Here is a 20,200-nt window from a genome sequence, read left to right as displayed (position 1 = left end):
ATGACCGTGCACATCGACGTCCTGGATCCGCGCAGCGAACCCGAGCCCGCCGACTGGGCCGATTTCGCCGCGGCCCAGTCGCTGCCCGCGCCCTGGGACTACGGCATGCTGCGCCTGGAAACGGCGTCGTCGCGATGCCCCAACCTGCTGGTCGTCGCACGCGAAGGGGGCGAGCCGGTCGCAGCGCTCTCGGTCACCGTCGCCCGCCCCGGCGATCCGCACCGCCGCAGGCCCGTCGGCGGCATGGCACGGTTCGCACCCCGGCTCGCCGAGGTGCACCAGCCGTGGATGCCCGGCACGTCGGGGCGGGTGTTCGCGCCCGGGCTCGACGCCACCACGCGGCGGGACATCACGCGGGCGGCCGAGCGCGCTGTCGTGGCCTTCATCGGCCCCGGCTGCTGCGGGGTCGTCCACCGCTATGTCCGTGACGGTGAGCTCCCGGACATCACCGGCAGGGGCAGGGCGGTGCGCGACGCCGTGCCCACGACGTTGCTCCAGAACGGTTTCACCGATGTCGACGAGTGGGTCTCGTCGCTCGCGCGGAGCAGGCGGCACAGCATCCGCGGCCAGCGCCGCAAGGTCGCCGCCGACCCGTCGTTGACGATCCGATGTGGACGAGGCAGGGAGGACGTCGACGGTGCGGAGCTGGCCACACTGCTGCACGCGCACCGGGCGAAGTTCGGCCGCGTTCCACTCGACCTGCGCGGAGCCGTGACCGCCGAGTACCTGCACGGGCTGGTGCGCAGGCCGGACGTGGCCACCCTGACGTACCGCGACGCGGCATCCGGGCGGCTGCTCGCGTTCACCAACGTGCTCGATCACGTCGTGACGCCGCTGCACCAGCACTGGGCGGCGGTCCCGCCCGACAGAGGAGGAAAGCGGCACCTGTACTTCGACGCCTATGCGCGCGTGGTCGGATTCATGATCGACAACGGCAGGCCGTCGATCTCGTCCGGCCGCGGCATGCAGGACGTCAAGGGATCGCTGGGGTTCGCGCCGCAGCCGCTGCATACCGTCATCGCTCCGCGGCCGGTGTGCCGATGATCGGGCCGCCGGCGGATTCCGGCTCCCGGGCGGCCGTTCGCACCCTGCAGGGTTCGGCGCGGGCCGCCCACTACGAGGTGTTCGACCCGCGTTTCGATCCCGAACCGGCCTACTGGTCCCGACTGCGGGCAACCGCAGGTCTGTACGCGGACTGGAGCTGGGCCGCCCTGGCCGCCCAGGCGTGGGCGGCTCGCACACCCCAGTACGTCACGGTGCTGCACGCCGACGACGGCCCGTGCGGGGTGGTGTGGGCCGCGTGGGTCGGACCTCCGACGAGGCGACACCGCTTCGCACTCACGACGCGCGGCGGACGGATCGGTGGGCTCGACGTCCGGGCACCGAACAACGCGTCGGCGCCGGGCTGGTGGTTCGCCGACGGCACCGGGCAGCGGCTGCTCACCGACTACGCGCCTGCGATGCGCGACCGACTGGGTGGCGGATCGCGCCTGCTGCTCGCCCGCCAGCTCGGCGACACCGATGCCGCGGCCGTGAGCGCGCCGCTGCGGATCGTCCGGCCGACCGAACCGATCAGCATGCTCGACACCGCCTCGTTCGAATCCGTCGAACACTGGCAGTCCGAACTGCGCGCCACCCGCAGGCGCAGCCTCACCCAGATCGAGCGGACCGTCGACGACGATCCGCACCTGGAGGTGAGAACCGGCCCGATGGCGGACACCGACGCCGGCGAGGTCGCCACACTGTTGCGGCACAACGCCGAGAAGCACCACGACGTGCCGATCGTGCCGCTGCCGATGTTCACCGGCTACCTCGAGCACCTGTTGCGCCAGCCGGACGTCGTCGGCGTACGGTATGTCGACCCAGTCTCCGGAGCGCTGCGTGCGCTCGCACTGATCCTCGACCATCCACAGTGGCCGGTGATTCGCTCGTGGTCGACGCTGCCGCTGCACCGCGGCGGGCGACGGAATCTGTACTTCGACATGTACACCCAGGCCGTGCGGTTCGCGCTCGCATCCGGCAAGAAGGGCATAGTGCTCGGCAAGAAGATGACCGAGCTCAAACGCACCTTCGGCGCCAGGACGGTGGCCCAGCACGCGGCCCTCGTCCCGCTGCACTGACCTCCCGTGAGCCGGCCCGGATCCGGCAACGACCGGTCAGGATGCTGTGGCCGGTCAGGCCGGCGTGCCCGGTCAGGATGCCGTGGCCGCGAGCCACAACAAGGTCATCCCGCCGACGAGGACGGCTCCCGCTCCGCAGAGCAGGACCACCCGCCATATTCGCCTGCGTCTGCCCGCGGTGTAGTCGGCGATCACCGCCCACAGGCCGAGCACCGCGTGGCCCAGTGTCGCCGCCAGCATCACCCCGTCCCAGACCAGCCACAGTGCGGTCGCCCACCGCTGGTCGATGAAGCGGGAGTCGGTGTCCGCGACGTCCGTGGTGACGTGGGTGGCGACGAAATGCCCCAGCACCAGCACGGCGAGCAGCACACCGGACAACCGCAGCGCGACGTACGCCGCCCGCCTGCGGCGTGCGGAGTTCGCATCACCCTTGATGTCGGCCACCGTCATACGATCACCGGTCCCAGAATGAACACGGCACCCGCGAGCGTGCCGACCACACTCACCCCGAGGACGCCGTAGAGCGCTCGTGTGGAGCCCGTCAGCCCGAGATCGACGAGGTCGACCGCGACCAGCCGCAACCCGTTGGCCGTGTGGAACAGCAAGCCGAACAGCAACCCGACCTCGGCAAAGCGCATCGGCACGCTGCCGTACACCTGGTGTACCTCGTCGTAGATCTCACGCGAGATCACGTACAGGCTGACGTCGCCGACGTGCAGGCACAGGAAGGCGAACAGTCCCAGGCCGCTGACGCGGTGGAGGTAGAACGCCCACCGTTGCAGCTCGGCCCGGTCGCGTCCCGGCCGGGCGAGCCGAGCGACCAGCGAGCGCGACACGAACGGCCCGCCGTCGTCCCGGCGAGCGCTGCGCACGACCACGACGCTGAACGCCACGATCGCGACGGCCACCAGCGCGAATCCACAGAAGAACACGAACTGCGCCACGCTCACGAGCCCGGCCTCCCATCGAGATCGGCCGGCCGGAGGTGGCTGAACTCCACGTCGCGCACCTCCGACTCGATCGCACCGGTCGGGCCGTCGCCGGCCGCCCGCTGCACCAGATACCGGGGACGAGCGTCCGTATCGGGGAAGTCCGACCGTGCGTGCGCCCCGCGGGTCTCGGTACGCCAGGCCGCCGCGTGAGCCATGGCCCTGGCGACGGTCACCTGGTTGGCCAGGTCGAGCGCCTCCTGCCAGGCGAAGTTGACCTGTGGCGGACCGGGAACGGCGATGTGCTCGATCTCGTCGGCCAGCGCGTCGAGTTCCTTGCCCGCGTGCTCGAGCGAGGCACCGTCGCGTACGACGCCGACCGAGCGCCACATGAGTTCCTTCAGCCGCCGGGTCAGATCGAACGGCCACGGACCGAGTGATCGGGTCAGCGGCGCGTACGCTCGCGCCAGCGACGCGTTCACCTCGGTCCGCTCCGGTGTGCGTAACCGCCGCTGCCGGGCCAGCCGGGCGGCAGTGTCCCCGGCGCGTGCACCGAACACGGTCGACTCGGCGACGCCGTTGCCACCGAGCCGGTTGGCGCCGTGCGTACCGCCGGCGTCCTCGCCCGCCACGAGGAGTCCGTCGACGTCGGTCCGGCCGTCGGCGTCGATGAGCACACCGCCCATGTGGAAGTGTGCCGTGGGCGAGACCTGGACGGGACCGATCGCCAGGTCCTGTTCGATCTGCCGGGTTCTCGCGACCATGCCCGGAAAACACCGCTCGACCTCGCCGCTGCCCAGGTGCGAGATGTCGATCAGGACGCCACCCTCGTCCGTACCGCGTCCCGCCATGATCTCGAGGTATCCGGCCCTCGCCACGACGTCCCGTGTGGATCGTTCCATCCGCTCCGCGTCGTACCGGGCCATGTACCGCTCGCCGGCCGCGTTGTACAGGTGCGCCCCTGCTCCGCGCAGCCCCTCCTCCAGCACCGCGCCGGTCATCCGGGACTTACCGGCCAGCAGCCCGGTCGGATGGAACTGCAGCATCTCCATGTCCCGCATCGGCAGGCCGGCTCGCCAACACATCGCCACGCCGTCGCCGGTCTTCTCTCTAGCCGGCGCCGCGACGCGGTACATCGTCGCCGAACCGCCCGTCGCCACGACCACCACCCGAGCCCGCAAGACCAACGGATCGCCGGTGCGCACGTTCAACGCCGTCAACCCGGCCAGTTCACCCTCGGCATCGTGGACGAGGTCGAGGGCACGAACGTCTTCCAGCTCGCGAGGACCGAGACGGAACATCTGATCGCGAAGCCGTCCCATGATCTCGATGCCGGTCAGGTCACCGCGATGCACCGTCCGATCGAACGCCTGCCCGGCGAAGGCCTTCTGATGGATGCGGCCGTCGGGCCTGCGATCGAAGAAGCACCCGACCCTGGTCTCGAGCTCGTTGATCACCCGAGGCGCGTCGTCGACCAGCGTTCTGGCCAACGACTGGTCGTTGAGGAACTTCCCGCCCTGGACCGTGTCGCGGAGATGCAGGTCCACCGAGTCGTCGGGGTCGAGGACCGCGTTGTAGCCGCCCTGCACCATGCGGGTGCACCCGGAACGTCCCACCGCGCCTTTGCTCACCACGGTCACGTCCAACTCCGGACGAGCCGTCAAGGCGTGGAGCACGCACATCAGACCGGCTCCCCCGCTGCCGACCACTGCGACGTCGGTGTCCAGCACCTCCGGTTCCCGCCATACCTCACCGGTCGCCACGGAACCTCCTGCCACGCAGTCGGCGGATCGCACGCGCGGGATCGAGCCCCTTGGGACACGCAGCGGTGCATCCGTAGATGTAGTGACACCGGTCGACACCGGATTCCGCCCCGACGACCTCCAGGCGTTCGGCCGTGGCACTGTCCCGGCTGTCGGCGACCAGCACCATCGCGCGGTTCAGCGCCGCGGGGCCGACGAAATCCCGATGCGCACTCGCGATGCCACAGCTCGAGAAGCACGCCGCGCACCCGATGCAGTCCAGAGCAGGATCGATGGCGCGGCGTTCGGCCGAATCCGGCGCGATCACGGCCGGCTCGGCGTCCATGCCGACGTCGGCGTCCTCGCCGGGCACGAGATACGGCCGCACCGATGCCCACGCCTGCCAGAAGGGGCCGGTGTCGACGATCAGATCCCGCACCACGGGCAGGCCCGCGAGTGGGTCGACCCGGATCCGATCGGTGTCCGCCGGGATCTCCGTCTGACACGCGAGCGCCGAGCGTCCGTCGACCCGCACCGTGCACGTCCCGCACATGCCGACCCGGCACGAGAAGCGGAAGGCCAGCGCGGGATCGTGCTCCCGTTGTACGGCGAGCAGCGCGTCGAGAACCGTCATCGGACGGATACGCGCGACGAGGAACTCCGACCGCGTGCCCTCGACGCTGCGCGTCACGGTCACCCGTACCAGCCCGCCGGCGTTCGTGTCCGCATCGGCGGTATCAGCCATGGGAGTCGCCCAGGTAGTCGCGCACGCGGGCGGTGAGACGGTCCGACGCCTCGTCGAGTCCGCTCCGTGCGCGGTCCAGCCACTCCCGCCGATCGGCCAGCTGCTGCCGTGCACCGGCGAGCGCGTGCCGCATCGGTTCGGGTGCCGGCCCGCCCTGCACCTGGTGCGCCGCGACGAACCCGGACGGGTCGAGAGCGTCGCGCACCTGGGAATCGGCCAGACCCGCATCCCGTCCGAGGACCTCACGTGCCGCTTCGTCGAGCAGTGCGGCGCCGACCTCACCTGGCGACAGTCCTCGGGTCGTGGCCAGCAGCACCAGGTGCCCGACCACACGGTGGGCCGACCGGTAATCCAGGTCCGATTTCCGATGCAGCACGGCGGCGAGCTCGGTGGCCGTCGAGAAACCCGACGCGGCACGGGCAGCGCAACGTTCTCGGTGGACCACCAGCGTGCCCAGCGTCCCGCCGAGCAGACGCAGCGACGTCACCATCTCGTCGCACCCGCGGAACACCGGCGGCACCATCTCCTCCTCGACGTCCTTGATGTCGCCGAAGTTCGTGTTGTGCAGCGCACCGAAGGCCGAGGTCATCTCGCCGACCGCACGTGCGCCGCGGGCGCGCACGTACTCGAACGGGTAGGCATTCTTCTTCTGGGGCATCATGCTGCTGGAGCCTGCGAACGAGTCGCCGATCTCCACCAGCCCGAATTCGTCGGTGTGCCACAGGTAGAGGTCTTCGCAGAGCCTGCTGAGGGTGACACCGATGTTCGCGACGGCGGCCGCCGTTTCGAGCCCGTGGTCACCGGAGGCGACGCAATCGATCGTGTTCTCCCGCACCTCGTCGAAGCCCAGCAAGGCTGCCACGAGGCCCCGGTCGACGGGGTAGGACGTGCCGGCGAGAGCGCCGCAGCCGAGCGTGCAGGCGTTGGTTGTCCGGTAGGCGGCCGCGAGCCGGTCCACATCCCGCAGCAGCGCGCCGGCGATACCGAGCAGGTAGTGCCCGAAGGTCGACGGCTGCGCCGGTTGCATGTGCGTCCACTGGGGCATCACCGTGCCCGCCTCGCGGGCTGCAAGATCGAGCAGTACCTCGACCAACGACAGCAATTCCCCGTGAATCCGGATGATCCGTGGCCGAAGCGCCATCCGGGTGAGCGGCTCGGGCCGCGTTCTGCCCAGGTTGATCTCGCCCGCGGCCGCCGCACCGGCCAGTTCGGCCAGCCGGTGTTCGAGGTGGGAGTAGAAGTACTCGAAATCCGGGTTGAACTCCGCGAAGGCCGCCGCACCCTCCTCCGACATCCGGTCCAGCGCCCCCAGCAGGCGCCGGACGTTGTCGGGCGCGACGATCCCGGTGTCGCCCAACATGACGGCCCAGGCCCGGTTCGTCTCGAGCAATGGGTCGAAGTACTCGTCGAGCATGAACCGGAAGCTCGGCTCGAGCACGGTGGTCGTGTAGATCTCACCCGGTGGTTCGGTCAGTCGTTCGCGAGAGATCCGCTCGGCCGGCATCGCTACCTCCAACTCCGCGACGGTGCGGATGTGGTTTGACCTCTGCCCTCCAGGCACATGCTTACTACCTGTTGATCAGGTGTCAACGCCCCAGTGGCGCCGGCCACATCACACCGACAGCAGCGTCGCCACACCGGCCGCCATCACGAGCACGAACGTTGCGATACGGAACACGTCGGGCCGGGCACGACCACCCCACGCCGTGCCGATCCAGTTCGCGACCAGAGCACCGGGCAACCACCACGCCAGCAACCCGACATCGCCGAGGAACGCCCCGTCCCGAACGCCGAGCACAACGAGACCGACCACATTGCTCGACACGAAGTACACCGCCAGATCGGCGATGAAACTACGCTGACCGTCAGTATCGGCCGCGAGAGTCAGCGCCACCGGCACGCCGTTCAACGATGTCGTCGTACCCAGCGCTCCCCCGGCGAAGCCCGCGAGTGCATAGCGACTCCGCGACCGTTCACCAGGACTCGGCGTCCGGAACACCATCACCGGTGCGACAACGAGTACCACCACCCCGGTGACGAGCCGAATCCCGGACGGATCGATCAGGCCGCCGAGCAGCGCTCCGACGACAAGCCCGGGGAAGCTCGCGACGGCGAGTGGGATCGCACGACGCCACCGGATCGAACGCCACAGACGCGCCACGACCGAGACCCGTGTCGCGAGCGCGATCGCGAGATTCACCGCCACGACGGTCGGGGGATCGAAGCCGAGCAGCAGTATCAGCGGAGTCGCGATGAGGTTGTAGCCGAATCCGGTCATGCCACCGAGCACGGCCGCAAGGACGACGATCCCGGCACCGCCGACGATCACCGTCGACATCGGCCACCCCTTCCGCTGATTGCGATCGCACCCTATCGCAGGATCGATTCATCCAGAAAGAAAGAGGTAAGACCTCTGGTGGTCTGGGTCTAGTGGTCTGCGTCACTCGTCGGTATGGTGCGGCGCATGGCTACTGAGGTCAACGACAACGCCGGGCCCGACGGAGTGTCCGGCGACTCCCGGAGCAGCTCCGGAAGTGATGTCACCTCCGTCCTGCTGTCGGGAACCACATACCGGAGTCTCGGCGAACAAACCCTGTCCCCCACCGAAGAACGCTTCGAACGCGCCCGCCGCACCATCGGGCTCGTGCTGGCGCCGCTGGTGACCGTGGTGTTCCTGTTCCTGCCCACATCGCTCGACGGTCCGCAGCACAAACTGGCCGCGATCCTGCTCGGAGTGGTCGTGCTGTGGGTCTGCGAACCCGTACCCATCCCTATCGGCGGACTCATCGGCGTATCCGCCATCGTCCTGTTGGGTGTCGTACCGGCCGACGAAGCACTGGCACCGTTCGGTTCGTCGACGATCTTCGTGTTCATCGGCGCCTTCATCCTGGCGCAGGCGATGCTTCGCCACGGCCTCGCGAGACGGTTCGCCTTCCTCGTGTTGTCACTGCCCGGGGTGGGCAAGACGTCGGCGCGCGTGGTGTGCGCGTTCGGCGCCATCACCGCCGTACTGTCCGCCGCGATCTCCAATACGGCTACGGTGGCGATGCTGCTGCCAACCGCCGTCGGCATCCTCGCCGTCATCGCGGAACTCGTCCGCAAGGATCTGCCCGAGGGCACCCCGTTCGACCCGCTGCGCCTGCGCATCGGTGTGGCACTGATGCTGATGCTCGCCTACGGCTCCGGAGCGGGTGGACTGCTCACCCCGATCGGATCCGCGCCGAACCTCATCGGTCGCGAGTTCATCGAGCAGGCCACCGGGCAGCAGATCTCGTTCCTCAGCTGGTTCCTCACCGCACTACCGGTCTGCATCGTGATGTTCCTGCTGCTCGCCGGTGTCCTCCTGCTGCTCAACCGTCCGGAAATCAAGAGGCTGTCCGGCATCGAGGACTACGTGACCGCTGAGCGGGCGAAACTAGGGCGCATGTCGTGGGCGGAACGCAACACCCTGATCGCCTTCGGGGTGACGGTCACACTCTGGATGGTGCCGGGTCTCGTGGCCTTGGTCGCCGGCGACGACTCGGCCGCCTACCGGACGGTGAGCTCCCACCTCGACGAAGGCGTGGTCGCGGTACTCGGGGCGGCGCTGCTGTTCGTACTGCCGACCAAATGGTCCAACCGCGAGTTCACGCTCACCTGGTCGGAAGCCAGTCGCATCGACTGGGGAACGATCGTGCTGTTCGGCTGCGGCATCATTTTCGGCACGCTGCTGGCCGAGACGCAGCTCGCCGAGTCGATCGGCACCGGAGCGGCAGCGATGCTGGGGCTGGGCAGCAACATCGCCATCCTCGTGTTCGCCGTCGTCCTCGCAGTCGTCATCTCCGAAACGACCTCCAACACCGCTGCGGCGTCGGTGGTGGTGCCGATCCTCATCCCGGTCGCGACGGCTGCTGGCGTCGATCCGTTCGTTCCCGCGCTGGCCGCGACGTTCGCGGCCTCGTTCGGCTTCATGCTTCCGGTGTCGACGCCGCAGAACGCCATCGTCTACGGGTCGGGCGCGGTGCCCATCACCAAGATGGTCCGCTCGGGTTTCACCTTCGACATCGCCGGAATCGTCCTGGTGGTGTTGTTGCTGCCGCTCATGGTGGGCATGGTCTTCGGCTGACAGCAACAGAACCCGAACCGTGGCGGTGGAAGCCGGTCAGAGTTCGCCGGCTTCCACCGCCACCGGGTTCTCCGTGTGTCTCCGCGCCGCCGCGTACGCACCGCGGATGTGTGCCCGCGCCGCCGAACGAGCCGCGCGCGAGTCGCCCGCCTTGATCGCCTCGAGAATCCGGGTGTGCTCGGCGGCCGACTTCTCCAACCTGCCCGGCAGGCGCAGCGTCGTTTCCATGCCGGTCACCATGATCTCGTTCAGCACCCCCAGGGTGCGCATGAGGAAACGGTTGCCCGCAACTCGCACGACCGCCTCGTGAAACGCGGCGTCCAGTCGCTGCACCTCGTCCCAGTCGACCGGATCCCGCGTGGCCTCGATGAGCTTGTCGTACGCGTCCTGGAGCCACTCGATGCCCACCTCGGTGCAGTTCTTCGCGGCCCAACCGGCGGCGGGCACCTCGAGTACCTCACGCATGGCGAACAGCTCGTCGAGGTCGTGTTCGTAAGAGGTGAGACTGTGGGTCAGCCGCTTCGTGGTCGCAGGCTCTTCGACGAACACGCCCTGACCGTGGCGCACAGCGAGCCGACCGCGCGCGGACAGGGAGCGGATGGCCTCGCGCAGCGACGGACGGCTCACGCCCAGCATCGTGGCCAATTCCCGTTCGGGCGGAAGACGATCACCCGGCCTCAATTGCTCCGCCGTGATCAGTTCCTCGATCCGCTCGGCGATCCGCGCGGCGAGCGAACCCGGTGGCTGAATCGGCTCCCACAGATTGTCCAACGCCTCATCCTTCCGGCCAACTGGTCTGGCCAGTCTACCTTCGGAATGGGGACGACCCCGGCACGGGACACGGCCGTGGCACGGTGCCCCCTGCCCGGGTGAACGTCACACCTGCGCAGCGGTCGTATTCAGGCGTTTCGCCCAGTCGTCCAGGTGCGCCGCGGTGCTGTCCGCCACCTCGACGACACGGTCGTCGGCCAGGTCCGCCGGGCCGATCCGCGAGGCGCCCGGTGTGCGCCCACCCGCGTCGCCCACCTGCTCGGCGAGTGCGGCGAATCGCTCCATCGCGGCCGGATCGAACGCACCGGGACGTACCGTCACCACCAGATGGCCGATACCCTGCGGAACCGCGTCGTCGGCCCGGTTGAACATGTCGGGCACCGCCGAGGACAGGTTGGGGCCCACCAGACCGCCGGTCAACGCTTCGACCAGCAGCGCGATGACGAAGCCCTTGCTACCGCCCATGGGAGCGAGCATGCCCTGCAGGGCTGCCTGCGCATCGGTGGTCGGCTCCCCGTCGACGTCGAACGCCCAGCCCGGTTCGAGCTCGATGCCCTGCTGCGCCCGCCACGCGATGGCACCGCGCGCCACAGCACTGGTGGCCAGGTCGACCACCACGGGCCGCGGCGCCGCGGGTACACCGGCAGCGAGCGGACTCGTCGACAGCACCGACCTCGTGCCCTGCCACGGTGGCATGACCGCAGGGCCGTTACTGAACACCAACGTCAGCAATCCCTCGTCGAGAGCCGGGTACACGTACGCGCCGAGCGCGCCGCAATGAGACGAGTTCCGCACCGCCACGGCCGCGATGCCGGTCGAGCCACTCAGTTCCGCCGCCCGTTCGGCCGCGCGCCATAGCTGCCAGTGCCCCAGGCCGGCACCGCCGTCGTACACCACCACGCCGCCGGTGTCGGACACCGGCGTCAGTACCGCGTCCGCCCTGCAGCCTCCCGCAGCGAGCCGCTCCAGATAGTGCGGAAGCCGCATGAGTCCGTGCGTGTGCACTCCCCACACGTCCGCCAGCACGAGCATCTCGGCCGTCCGTGCCGCGTTCGGCTCGGGCACCCCGGACGCCGTCAACAGCTGCTGTGCGCGGGATCTCAGCTCGCCGGCTGTCCTCGTGCCGTTCATGCCGGTGTCCACAGGTCGTGCTTGCCGACCGCATTCACCGCGCGGCGCCCGGCCAGCACGGCCTGGACGTCGTCGGCGAGCACCGATGCGATGCGCTCCTGGCTCTCCACCGTCAACCCCGCTACGTGCGGGGTGTAGATCACCGTCGGGTGCGCGTCGAGCGGACTTCGGCCCGGTGGCTCCGACTCCCGCACGTCCAGGCCTGCCCCGGCCACGGTCCCCGACCGCAGTGCTGCCGCGAGCGCCGATTCGTCGATCACTTCCCCGCGCCCCGCGCTCACCAGCACCGCGCCGGGCCGTATCGCGGCGAACGCCTCGTCGCTCAAGACATGCCGAGTCTCGCGGGTCGCCGGGAGGTGGACACTGAGCACGTCGGCGGACCAGAGGACCTCGTCCCACCCCGTTACGGTCACCCCCGCCTCGCGCACGTCCGCCGCCGCCGGATCGACGTACGGGTCGTACGCCAGGACACGCACGTCGAACCCTCGCAGCACACGCGCCACCGCCATACCGGTGGCGCCGAGGCCGAGCAGTCCCCACGTCTTGCCCGAGAGCTCCCGGCCCGAACTCCGGTTCCATTCCCCGTTCCGGACTCCACGGTCATGGGCGGGAATCTCGCGCAGTACCGCGAGCGCCAACGCCAGGGTGTGCTCGGCCACGCTCATCGCGTTCACGCCGAGCGCCGCAGACACCACCACACCCGCGTTGTCGGCGGCATCGAGGTCGATGTTGTCCAGCCCCGTGCCCGCCCGCGCCACGATCCGCAGGTCCGGCGCCGCCGCCAACATCTCCGCCGTCATGCGCGCCTTGTTCCGCACCACCACTGCCTGTGCACCGGAGAGCGTGTGCCGCAGCAGGTCATCGTCGACCCACGCATCAGGCTCCCATCGGACGTCGTGTGTTCGCGCGAGCTTGTCGAACGCCTCGCCCCACACGTTCTCGACAACCGCCACCGAACCGGCCATCTCCGCACCGTTCATTCGATCTCAATCCTCGTCCCATTGAGGTTTGACCTCTGTCCGATGAACGTAACGCACCGAAGATCGCTTGCCAACACGGCCGACACTGCGAGTGAGCCCTCACCTCGCGTTGACAACGCTTCTCCCCTGCTTCTAACGTCGGAAACGGAAGAGGTAAGACCACTTACCGAAAGAGGAGAACATGTCAGCTCCCCGGCCAGACTTCCTGGCCCATCGCTCGGGTGACGCGGTCGGCGTCGCGGTACGGGACCTCACCCCCGGCCCCGTCAAGGGCGGGTACCTCGACAGCGACGCCGTCGAGGAACTCGAACTCGCCCACGAGGTGCCGCTGGGCCACAAGGTGGCGCTGCGAGACATCCGCAGCGGCGACGACGTCATCGAGTACGGCGTCCGGACCGCCATCGCGTCGCAGGACATCGCACGCGGCGACTACGTCCACACTCACAACGTTAGGAGCGCACGGTGGCTCAGCAGCGTCGCCTGACCGGGTACCGACGGCCGGACGGTTCGGTCGGCACCCGCAATCATGTCGCAATCCTCCCGGTGGACGACCTGTCCAACTCCGCGGCCGAGGGCATCGCGTCGCTGGTGCCCGGCACCCTCGCACTCCCGCACGCATTCGGACGACTCCAGTTCGGCGACGATCTGGACCTCACGTTCCGCACCCTCATCGGCGTCGGCGCCAATCCGAACGTCGCCGCGGTCATCGTCATCGGGATCGAGCCGAACTGGACGGACGTCGTCGCAGACGGCATCGCCAAGACCGGCAAACCCGTGCATCGCATCGCCATCGAGGGACGAGGCGACCTGCGCGTGATCGAGAGCGCATCGCGGTACGCCAAGAAGTTCCTCCAGGACGCCAGCGAGATCACGCGCGAACCGGTTGATCGGTCCGACATCGTACTGTCCATGAAGGACGGCGAGTCCGACACCACGACCGGCCTCGGATCCTGTCGTGTCACCGCTCACCTCGTCGACCGGTGGGTCGAGTCGGGCGGCACCATGATCTTCGGTGAGACCAGTGAGCTGACCGGTGGGGAGCACCTCATCGCCGAGCGCTGTGTGAGCGACGAGGTCCGCAAGCGGTTCCAGGGTTTCTACGACGACTACGTCGAGATGATCGAACAGACCGGGGCGAATCTGCTCGGCTCCCAGCCGACGCAGGGCAACATCGCCGGCGGGCTGTCGACCATCGAAGAGAAGGCCATGGGCAACATCGTGAAGACGGGATCCGTGCCGATCATGGGTGCACTCGCCCCGGCCGAAGCACCGACCGGGCCCGGTCTGCACTTCATGGACACCTCATCGGCCGCAGCCGAGTGCGTCACGCTCATGGCAGCCGGGCGCGGGGTCGTCAACCTCTTCCCCACGGGACAGGGCAATGTCATCGGCAATCCGGTCCAACCCGTGGTCAAGATCAGCGCGAACCCGAAGACGACGTCGGCGATGTCCGATCATATCGACGTCGACTGCTCCGACGTGCTGACTCAGGAATCGACCGTGGAGCAGGCCGGAGATGCGCTGATCGACCTGGTCGAACGGACGATCAACGGCCGGGTGACCGCATCCGAGGCACTGAACCACCGCGAGTTCACGCTCACCAAGCTCTACCGCAGCGCATAAGCGATCGACCCCCGCGTGGATGGGGCGCACCTCGACCGGAGGTGCGCCCCATCCACATGTGCGGGTTGCGGGTCAGACCGCCCCGGCCGCCGCCAACGCGGTGTACCCGACGACGGCCACCAGCAGCGTGGACAGCGCCCCGAGCGCGAGCCCCCGCCGGCCTGTCCGGAGCAGGGAACCCAGGCTCACTCCCGTACCGAGGCCGAACAACGCGGCGGCGAACAGCAATGTACCGACCACATCGGACACCGAAAGCAGCACCGATGGCACGGCGCCCGTGCTCCGGACCAGCATCATCACCAGGAACGCGACGACGAAGAGCGGAATCAGCGGCGGACGTTTCCCGGTCGTCGCAGCGCCCGCGGGGCCGTTGCCGCGACGATTCGCCATGCTTACTCCTGCCACCATGGGGGCCAGCAGCACAACGCGGGTGAGTTTCACGACCACGGCCACGGCCACGGCCGCCGCACCCGCCGGTGATGCCGCGGCCACGACCTGCGCCACCTCGTGGATCGACACTCCCGCCCAGGCGCCGAGTTGCTCGGGCACCATGCCGAGCCACTGGCCCAGCAGCGGAACCACGGCGATCGCCCCGCTGCCGTACAAGGTCACCAGAGTCACACCGGTTGCGACATCCTCCTTGTCGCTGTCGGTCACGCTGTCCATCGCCGCGATGGCCGAGGCTCCGCAGATCGAGAACCCCGTGGCCACCAACAGTCGAAGGCCCGGCGACACTCCGATGAGACGCCCCATACCCAGCGTGCCGAAGAACGCCACGAGCACCGTCACCACGACGGCGGCGACCACCCCGGGCCCCAGTTCCAACACCTCGCCGAGCCCGAGCTGCAGGCCGAGCAGCACAACTCCCACTCGCAGGAATCGTTTGGTGGCCCACGCGAGCCCCTCCCGCGCCCGCTCCGGAATCCAGCGGCCGACGGCCACCCCGAGGACCACCGCAACGGTGAGGGCGCTCAGCACCGGCCACAGAAGCGACATCCCGAACGCCACGGCCGTTCCCGCCGTCGCCACCGCGACACCGGGTACGAGTGCACGCCAACGCGCGGACCCGTCCACGATCGACTCTTGCTTTGTCACCACTTCATCGTCGTTTCGGGGCTCGGACGGCGGTACCACCAGCTCGTTCGCACGTCATAACCTCTGGGAATGACCGAACTGCCGGACATCGAATCCCTGCAACTGCTCGTGCTCGTGGGTGAGCACCGCAGCCTCACCACCGCCGCCGCGCAGGTCGGAACCACCCAGCCCGCCGCGAGCAAACGCATTTCCGCGCTGGAGCGCCGACTCGGCGTACGGCTGCTCGACCGGTCCCGCACCGGTTCGACGCTGACGCCGGACGGGCGGCTGATCTGCAGCTGGGCGGAGCGGGTGATCGAGAACGTCAACCTGCTCGTCGAAGGCGTCAACGCACTGCGCAGGGAACGCACCGCCCAACTGTCACTGGCGGCGAGTCTGACGGTGGCCGAGCACCTGCTGCCCACGTGGATCGGTGAGCTGCGCAGACAGGTTCCCGATCTTCACGTGGGACTGCAGGTGCTCAACTCCACACGGGTGTGCGAGCTGGTCCGGAACGGCGAGATCGACCTCGGCTTCATCGAATCCCCCCGACGGCTCCGGAGACTGCGTTCCCAGATCGTCGCCAGGGACAGGCTGGTCCTGGTCGTCGCCCCGGGGCACCGCTGGGCGCGCAGGCGCACGCCCGTCGACGCAGCGGAACTAGCCGCAACCCCGTTGATCAGCAGGGAGAGCGGGTCGGGTACCCGTGACACCGTCGAACAGGCCCTGCTCGCGACAGGCCTCACCCCTGTGGAACCGCTGTTGGAACTGGGCTCCACCACCGCGGTACGCAGTTCGGTCGCCACTGGAGCGGGCCCTGCACTGCTCAGCGAACTCGTCGTCGCATCCGATCTCGCGGCGGGGAATCTGCGGGAAGTGGCCACCTCGGGAGTCGACCTGCACCGGACACTGCGCGCCGTCTGGCACACGGGCGCAGCACCGTCCGGTGCCGCGGCCGAGTTGCTCGCACTGGCTTCGCGCGCCGGCGCCGGGCCCCGTACAACATCGGTGCGCCGTACGCAGTCCGAACGCGACCGCGGCTGACCCGACGATCGATGCGGGACTTGTCCCGCACTCGTGCACCCGCTACCGTCACCCCCGCAAGAGGTAAGACCTCTCGCCAAAACGTGAGGAGTCGTTGATGGGGCAAGGGACCATGCTCGTGAACGGCGAGTGGTTCGACACGGAATCGGTCCGGGACGTACGGAATCCGGTCGATGACACCGTGATCGGAACCGTCGCCTGTGGAGGCGGCGCGGAGGCCACTGCGGCGGCCGACGCCGCGGCCGACGCGTTCCCCGGCTGGGCCGCGACACCACCACGACAGCGCGCCGATATCCTCCTGCGGGCCGCAGACCTGCTCCGCGAACGCTCGACGGAGCTCGGCACGTTGCTGGCCAGGGAGGCGGGAAAACGCCTTCCCGAGGGAATCGGCGAGATCGCCTTCTCGGCCGAATACCTGCGCTGGTTCGCCGAAGAGGCACGCCGGCCTGCCGGTACGGTGCATACCCACGAGGCAGCGGACCGCAGGCACCTCAGCATGCGCAGACCCGCGGGCGTCGTCGCGAGCCTGACCCCGTGGAACTTCCCGTGCTCCATTCAGGCTCGCAAGCTGGCCCCGGCGCTCGCAGCGGGATGCACCGTGGTGGCGCGGGTGTCGGAGAAGGCACCCCTGGCGGCGACCGAACTCGTGCGCTGCCTCCACGATGCCGGTCTGCCGCCGGGCGTGCTCAACCTCGTCCACGGCCCCGCAGCCGAGATCACCGCAGGGTACCTGGGCCATCCGGCGGTGCGGGTCGTCAGTTTCACCGGATCGACCGAAGTGGGCAGGCGCATCTTGACCGCCGCCGCCGGTCGGATCGTGCGGCCGCTGCTCGAACTCGGCGGCAATGCGCCCTTCGTCGTGTTCGACGACGCCGACATCGACGCCGCAGTCGAGGGCGCCATGCTCGCGAAGTTCCGCAACACCGGACAATCCTGCATCGCGGCCAACCGCTTCCTGGTGCACGCAGCGGTCTATCAGCAGTTCACCAAGCGGCTGGCAGCGGCCATGGATGCGATGTCGATCGGCGACGGACTCGCCGAGCCCACCCCCGACCTCGGTCCGTGCATCGATCACGACCGGGTGCGCGAGGTCGAGGCGATCGTCCAGGAGGCCGTCGCCGCCGGCGCACACAAGCTGACCCGTGACACCGAGGTACCGGGCCCGAATTTCGCCCGGCCCGCCCTGTTGGCCGATGTCCCCGGTCACGTCCGGCTGGCGACCGAGGAGGTGTTCGGCCCCGTAGCAGGAGTGTTCCCATTCCACACCGAGGAGGAAGCACTCGCCGCGGCCAACGGCACCGAGATGGGCCTGGCCGCGTATGTGTACACCCGCGATCAGGCACGCGCATGGCGCTGGTCGGAGCAGTTGGACAACGGCATCGTCGGTGTCAACAATCCGCTTCCCAGTGTTGCGTTCGCCCCGATGGGCGGGACCAAACAATCCGGCCTCGGCCGCGAAGGCGCAGCCGCAGGCATCGAAGAGTTCGAAGAGACCAGGTACGTCGCGATCGGTCTCTGATCCGAGTACCGAACGGCCATGGACAAGGACGTCTCATCATGCCGACCCCACACTCCGACCCGCCCCCTGTCATCTCATCGGCGGCGGACGTCAACGAGCTCATCAATTCCGGACGGGCCAAAGGCGGTAAATCGACGGCGATCACCATCATCGCCCTCGGTGGATCTTCATCGACGCCTACGACTTCTCGGCGATCGCCTTCGGCCTCAAGGACATCGCGGTCACCTTCGAGCTCAGCTCGATCCAAGAAGGCATCGTATCGGCCTCCATCATGGTCGGTGCACTCCTCGGCGCCCTGGTCGGCGGATACCTCGTCGACCGCATCGGGCGCTACAAGATGTTCATGGCCGACATGGTCTTCTTCGTCGTCGCCGCCCTGGCCTGCGCGGTCGCACCCACCTTCGAGCTACTCACCGGAGCGCGATTCGTCCTCGGCATCGGGATAGGTATCGACTTCCCCGTCGCGCTGGCATTCATCGCCGAGTTCAACGCGCTCCGCGGCCGCGGCGGAAAGGTGTCGCTGTGGCAGCCGATGTGGTATTTCGCCACCGGCTGCAGCTTCCTGGTGCTGGTGCCCTTCTACTTCCTGATACCGGAATCGGGCCACGCCGACCTCTGGCGGTGGGCCGTGGGCTTCGGCGCTGTTCCTGCTCTCATCGTGATGCTCATCCGGCATCGGTACATGAACGAATCGCCCGCATGGGCCGCTCGACAGGGTGATCTACACCGAGCCGCCGAGATTCTTCAGTCGTCGTACGGACTCACCGTCACCGTCGACGACTCGGCACAGGAACCCGCCGCGACAGGGCCGCCGTCGTCCGGACTGCGCGAGTTCGCACGCCTGTTCAGCCCGCGCTACCGAGCACGTACGATTCTGGCCGCGTCGGTGAGCGCGCTGCAATCGGTGCAGTACTACGCCGTCGGGTTCGCGTTGCCGGTGATCATCGCGGCGCTCCTGCACCAGGGCAGACTCACCTCCATCGTGGGCCCGCTGATCTTCAACCTCGTGTTCGGCGTCCTCGGCGGCCTGCTCGGTGTGCGGTTGAGCAACAAGCTCGGCTCCTGGAAGCTCGCGGCCGGCGGCTTCGCCGTCTGCTTCGCGATGCTCATCGGCCTGGGTTTGGTCGGCGACGCAGAAGGCGCGATGCTGATCCTCGTCGGAGCGATGCTCGGGGTGTTCGTGTTCTTCCACTCCTACGGCCCCGGCGCTCAGGGCATGACCATCGCAACCCTGAGCTATCCGACGTCCCTTCGCGGCGTCGGCAGCGGTTTCGGCCAGGCGATGCTGCGCATCGGATCCATGGTCTCGCTGTTCTTCTTCCCCATCCTCAGCGCGAACCTGGGAACCGGCGTGTTCTACGTCGTCGCAGCGGCCCCGCTGCTCGGCCTCCTCGTCCTGCTGGCGATCAGATGGGAACCCACCCGCGTGGACGTCGATGCCGAGGAAGCGGCCGACCTCGCTGCAGCGGCACCCGACCGACATCCAGCCGTGTGACGGCCGTACGCGCACACCCGATCCCCACGCGGGACCACAAAGGAGATGCTCGAATGAGAATCGCATTCATCGGCGCAGGCAACATGGGCGGCGCCGTGGCCCGCCGCCTCGCCACCGGCGGGTACGACGTCCGGGTCGCCGACACCTCGCCGTCCGCAGTGGAGCGCTGTACCGCAGTCGGTGCCGAAGCCGCCGAGAGCGCCGCGGCAGCGGCGAAGGACGCCGACGTCGTGTTCACCAGCCTTCCCACGCCGGAGGTCGTCACGGAGGTGTGGCGGGAGGTGGCACCGCACCTGTCCGGGACCGCGATCGCTGTCGACGTGTCGACCATCGACCCCGCCACGGCCGACCAACTGGAGACCATGCTCGCCGAACACGGTCACGCGTTCGTCCACTGCGCCCTGGGAAAGACCCCGGCCGCTGCGGAGCAAGGCGCCATCCCACTGTTCGCGGGCGGTTCCGGCGCGGCGATCACCACCCTCGCCCCGGTGTTCGACCGGATGGGCGAGCGGACGTACGACTTCGGTTCACCGTCGGCCGCGGCCGTGTTCAAACTCATCTCGAACATGATCGGGATGACGAACGTCGCCGTGCTGAGCGAGGGTTTCACGCTCGCGGAGAAGGCCGGGATCGACCCGGAACTGTTCGCCTCGGCGCTCGATGACACCGGCGCCTACTCGTTCCAATCGCAGGTCCGCCTCCCGTGGATGATCGCGGGCGACGACACGGCCCGGTTCAGCACGGCACTCGCGGCGAAGGACCTCCGACTCGCGGTGGACGCGGCGGGGAGGCTCGGGATTCCCACCCCCGTGTCCGCGCAGACCCTGGCGCAGTTGCTGAGCACCGTGGTGCACGGCTACGGCGACCGGGACGTCGTGGCCATGCGCTCGCTGCTGACGCCACCCGGCCGGGACTGAGGTCC

At 68.7% G+C, this 20,200-nt stretch carries 19 protein-coding genes; 9 read left to right on the top strand and 10 right to left on the bottom strand.

Going from position 1 to position 20,200, the window contains the following annotated elements; all coding sequences use genetic code 11:
- On the top strand, positions 1–1,044 hold the full coding sequence (locus tag LY40_RS10185; protein WP_183783797.1) for a GNAT family N-acetyltransferase: 1,044 nt from the start codon (positions 1–3) through the stop codon (positions 1,042–1,044).
- Positions 1,041–2,120: a GNAT family N-acetyltransferase gene (locus LY40_RS10180; RefSeq protein ID WP_228726036.1), complete on the top strand. Its 1,080-nt coding sequence runs from the start codon at positions 1,041–1,043 to the stop codon at positions 2,118–2,120. Before LY40_RS10185 ends, LY40_RS10180 begins: the two co-directional genes overlap by 4 nt.
- Positions 2,121–2,192: 72 nt before the next feature.
- On the opposite strand, the gene LY40_RS10175 is transcribed toward LY40_RS10180, so the two are convergent.
- From LY40_RS10175 to LY40_RS10150, 6 genes are all read right to left on the bottom strand, one after another.
- Entirely contained in the window at positions 2,193–2,570 is a 378-nt protein-coding gene (locus LY40_RS10175) for a succinate dehydrogenase/fumarate reductase transmembrane subunit (protein ID WP_183783794.1), read from the bottom strand.
- Positions 2,567–3,070: a succinate dehydrogenase, cytochrome b556 subunit gene (gene sdhC / locus LY40_RS10170; protein ID WP_183783792.1), complete on the bottom strand. Its 504-nt coding sequence runs from the start codon at positions 3,068–3,070 to the stop codon at positions 2,567–2,569. Before sdhC ends, LY40_RS10175 begins: the two co-directional genes overlap by 4 nt.
- The gene (locus LY40_RS10165) at positions 3,067–4,812 is read right to left on the bottom strand and encodes an FAD-binding protein (RefSeq protein WP_258936629.1); all 1,746 of its coding nucleotides are present in this window, start codon (positions 4,810–4,812) and stop codon (positions 3,067–3,069) included. Before LY40_RS10165 ends, sdhC begins: the two co-directional genes overlap by 4 nt.
- Positions 4,799–5,536 carry a succinate dehydrogenase/fumarate reductase iron-sulfur subunit gene (locus LY40_RS10160; RefSeq protein WP_183783790.1) on the bottom strand — a complete coding sequence of 246 codons (738 nt, stop codon included), beginning with the start codon at positions 5,534–5,536 and terminating at the stop codon, positions 4,799–4,801. Before LY40_RS10160 ends, LY40_RS10165 begins: the two co-directional genes overlap by 14 nt.
- Positions 5,529–7,040, bottom strand: a complete 1,512-nt coding sequence (gene argH / locus LY40_RS10155) for an argininosuccinate lyase (protein ID WP_258936628.1) — start codon at positions 7,038–7,040, stop codon at positions 5,529–5,531. Before argH ends, LY40_RS10160 begins: the two co-directional genes overlap by 8 nt.
- A 108-nt stretch (positions 7,041–7,148) precedes the next feature.
- A complete protein-coding gene (locus LY40_RS10150) occupies positions 7,149–7,874 on the bottom strand; it encodes a sulfite exporter TauE/SafE family protein (protein WP_258936627.1) in 726 nt (241 codons plus the stop codon).
- A gap of 126 nt (positions 7,875–8,000) precedes the next feature.
- Here LY40_RS10150 and LY40_RS10145 point away from each other — a divergent pair, with 126 nt between their 5' ends.
- Positions 8,001–9,641, top strand: a complete 1,641-nt coding sequence (locus LY40_RS10145) for an SLC13 family permease (protein WP_183783784.1) — start codon at positions 8,001–8,003, stop codon at positions 9,639–9,641.
- Between the two features lie 36 nt (positions 9,642–9,677).
- Here LY40_RS10145 and LY40_RS10140 read toward each other — a convergent pair whose 3' ends face one another.
- The 3 genes from LY40_RS10140 to LY40_RS10130 all read right to left on the bottom strand — a co-directional run bounded on the left by LY40_RS10140 (position 9,678) and on the right by LY40_RS10130 (position 12,523).
- On the bottom strand, positions 9,678–10,412 hold the full coding sequence (locus tag LY40_RS10140) for a FadR/GntR family transcriptional regulator (RefSeq protein ID WP_221212748.1): 735 nt from the start codon (positions 10,410–10,412) through the stop codon (positions 9,678–9,680).
- Between the two features lie 105 nt (positions 10,413–10,517).
- The gene (locus tag LY40_RS10135) at positions 10,518–11,543 is read right to left on the bottom strand and encodes an Ldh family oxidoreductase (protein WP_183783782.1); all 1,026 of its coding nucleotides are present in this window, start codon (positions 11,541–11,543) and stop codon (positions 10,518–10,520) included.
- A complete protein-coding gene (locus tag LY40_RS10130; protein ID WP_258936626.1) occupies positions 11,540–12,523 on the bottom strand; it encodes a hydroxyacid dehydrogenase in 984 nt (327 codons plus the stop codon). The genes LY40_RS10135 and LY40_RS10130 overlap by 4 nt, the downstream gene beginning before the upstream one ends.
- Positions 12,524–12,704: 181 nt before the next feature.
- On the opposite strand from LY40_RS10130, the gene LY40_RS10125 reads away from it, so the two are divergent.
- Positions 12,705–13,007: a UxaA family hydrolase gene (locus LY40_RS10125; protein ID WP_183783778.1), complete on the top strand. Its 303-nt coding sequence runs from the start codon at positions 12,705–12,707 to the stop codon at positions 13,005–13,007.
- Positions 12,986–14,146, top strand: a complete 1,161-nt coding sequence (locus LY40_RS10120) for a UxaA family hydrolase (protein WP_258936625.1) — start codon at positions 12,986–12,988, stop codon at positions 14,144–14,146. Before LY40_RS10125 ends, LY40_RS10120 begins: the two co-directional genes overlap by 22 nt.
- A 72-nt stretch (positions 14,147–14,218) precedes the next feature.
- Here LY40_RS10120 and LY40_RS10115 read toward each other — a convergent pair whose 3' ends face one another.
- Positions 14,219–15,142, bottom strand: a complete 924-nt coding sequence (locus tag LY40_RS10115) for a YeiH family protein (RefSeq protein WP_258936761.1) — start codon at positions 15,140–15,142, stop codon at positions 14,219–14,221.
- A gap of 168 nt (positions 15,143–15,310) precedes the next feature.
- Here LY40_RS10115 and LY40_RS10110 point away from each other — a divergent pair, with 168 nt between their 5' ends.
- The 4 genes from LY40_RS10110 to LY40_RS10095 all read left to right on the top strand — a co-directional run bounded on the left by LY40_RS10110 (position 15,311) and on the right by LY40_RS10095 (position 20,195).
- Positions 15,311–16,264 (top strand): LysR family transcriptional regulator, encoded by a 954-nt coding sequence (locus LY40_RS10110; RefSeq protein ID WP_183783774.1) that lies wholly within the window; start codon positions 15,311–15,313, stop codon positions 16,262–16,264.
- 97 nt (positions 16,265–16,361) lie between these two features.
- Positions 16,362–17,783 (top strand): NAD-dependent succinate-semialdehyde dehydrogenase, encoded by a 1,422-nt coding sequence (locus LY40_RS10105; RefSeq protein ID WP_258936624.1) that lies wholly within the window; start codon positions 16,362–16,364, stop codon positions 17,781–17,783.
- Between the two features lie 130 nt (positions 17,784–17,913).
- Positions 17,914–19,278, top strand: a complete 1,365-nt coding sequence (locus LY40_RS10100; RefSeq protein ID WP_308216704.1) for an MFS transporter — start codon at positions 17,914–17,916, stop codon at positions 19,276–19,278.
- Positions 19,279–19,331: 53 nt separating this feature from the next.
- On the top strand, positions 19,332–20,195 hold the full coding sequence (locus LY40_RS10095) for an NAD(P)-dependent oxidoreductase (protein ID WP_183783768.1): 864 nt from the start codon (positions 19,332–19,334) through the stop codon (positions 20,193–20,195).
- Positions 20,196–20,200 lie beyond the last annotated feature (5 nt).

It is taken from the genome of Prauserella salsuginis, from assembly GCF_024648885.1.
Taxonomy (GTDB): Bacteria; Actinomycetota; Actinomycetes; order Mycobacteriales; family Pseudonocardiaceae; genus Prauserella; species Prauserella salsuginis.
The sequence above is the reverse complement of the archived record's forward strand: the minus strand, read 5'-3'. Positions and strand labels throughout refer to the sequence as shown.

Excerpts from the sequence above, each read along its gene's own strand:
- LY40_RS10160 (WP_183783790.1), bottom strand. The coding sequence starts at position 5,536 with ATGGCTGATACCGCCGATGCGGACACGAACGCCGGCGGGCTGGTACGG.
- LY40_RS10175 (WP_183783794.1), bottom strand. The coding sequence starts at position 2,570 with ATGACGGTGGCCGACATCAAGGGTGATGCGAACTCCGCACGCCGCAGG.
- LY40_RS10095 (WP_183783768.1), top strand. The coding sequence starts at position 19,332 with ATGAGAATCGCATTCATCGGCGCAGGCAACATGGGCGGCGCCGTGGCC.
- LY40_RS10115 (WP_258936761.1), bottom strand. The coding sequence starts at position 15,142 with ATGTCGCTTCTGTGGCCGGTGCTGAGCGCCCTCACCGTTGCGGTGGTC.
- LY40_RS10180 (WP_228726036.1), top strand. The coding sequence starts at position 1,041 with ATGATCGGGCCGCCGGCGGATTCCGGCTCCCGGGCGGCCGTTCGCACC.
- LY40_RS10135 (WP_183783782.1), bottom strand. The coding sequence starts at position 11,543 with ATGAACGGCACGAGGACAGCCGGCGAGCTGAGATCCCGCGCACAGCAG.
- LY40_RS10145 (WP_183783784.1), top strand. The coding sequence starts at position 8,001 with ATGGCTACTGAGGTCAACGACAACGCCGGGCCCGACGGAGTGTCCGGC.
- LY40_RS10130 (WP_258936626.1), bottom strand. The coding sequence starts at position 12,523 with ATGAACGGTGCGGAGATGGCCGGTTCGGTGGCGGTTGTCGAGAACGTG.
- LY40_RS10150 (WP_258936627.1), bottom strand. The coding sequence starts at position 7,874 with ATGTCGACGGTGATCGTCGGCGGTGCCGGGATCGTCGTCCTTGCGGCC.
- LY40_RS10185 (WP_183783797.1), top strand. The coding sequence starts at position 1 with ATGACCGTGCACATCGACGTCCTGGATCCGCGCAGCGAACCCGAGCCC.
- argH (WP_258936628.1), bottom strand. The coding sequence starts at position 7,040 with ATGCCGGCCGAGCGGATCTCTCGCGAACGACTGACCGAACCACCGGGT.
- LY40_RS10110 (WP_183783774.1), top strand. The coding sequence starts at position 15,311 with ATGACCGAACTGCCGGACATCGAATCCCTGCAACTGCTCGTGCTCGTG.
- LY40_RS10105 (WP_258936624.1), top strand. The coding sequence starts at position 16,362 with ATGGGGCAAGGGACCATGCTCGTGAACGGCGAGTGGTTCGACACGGAA.
- LY40_RS10125 (WP_183783778.1), top strand. The coding sequence starts at position 12,705 with ATGTCAGCTCCCCGGCCAGACTTCCTGGCCCATCGCTCGGGTGACGCG.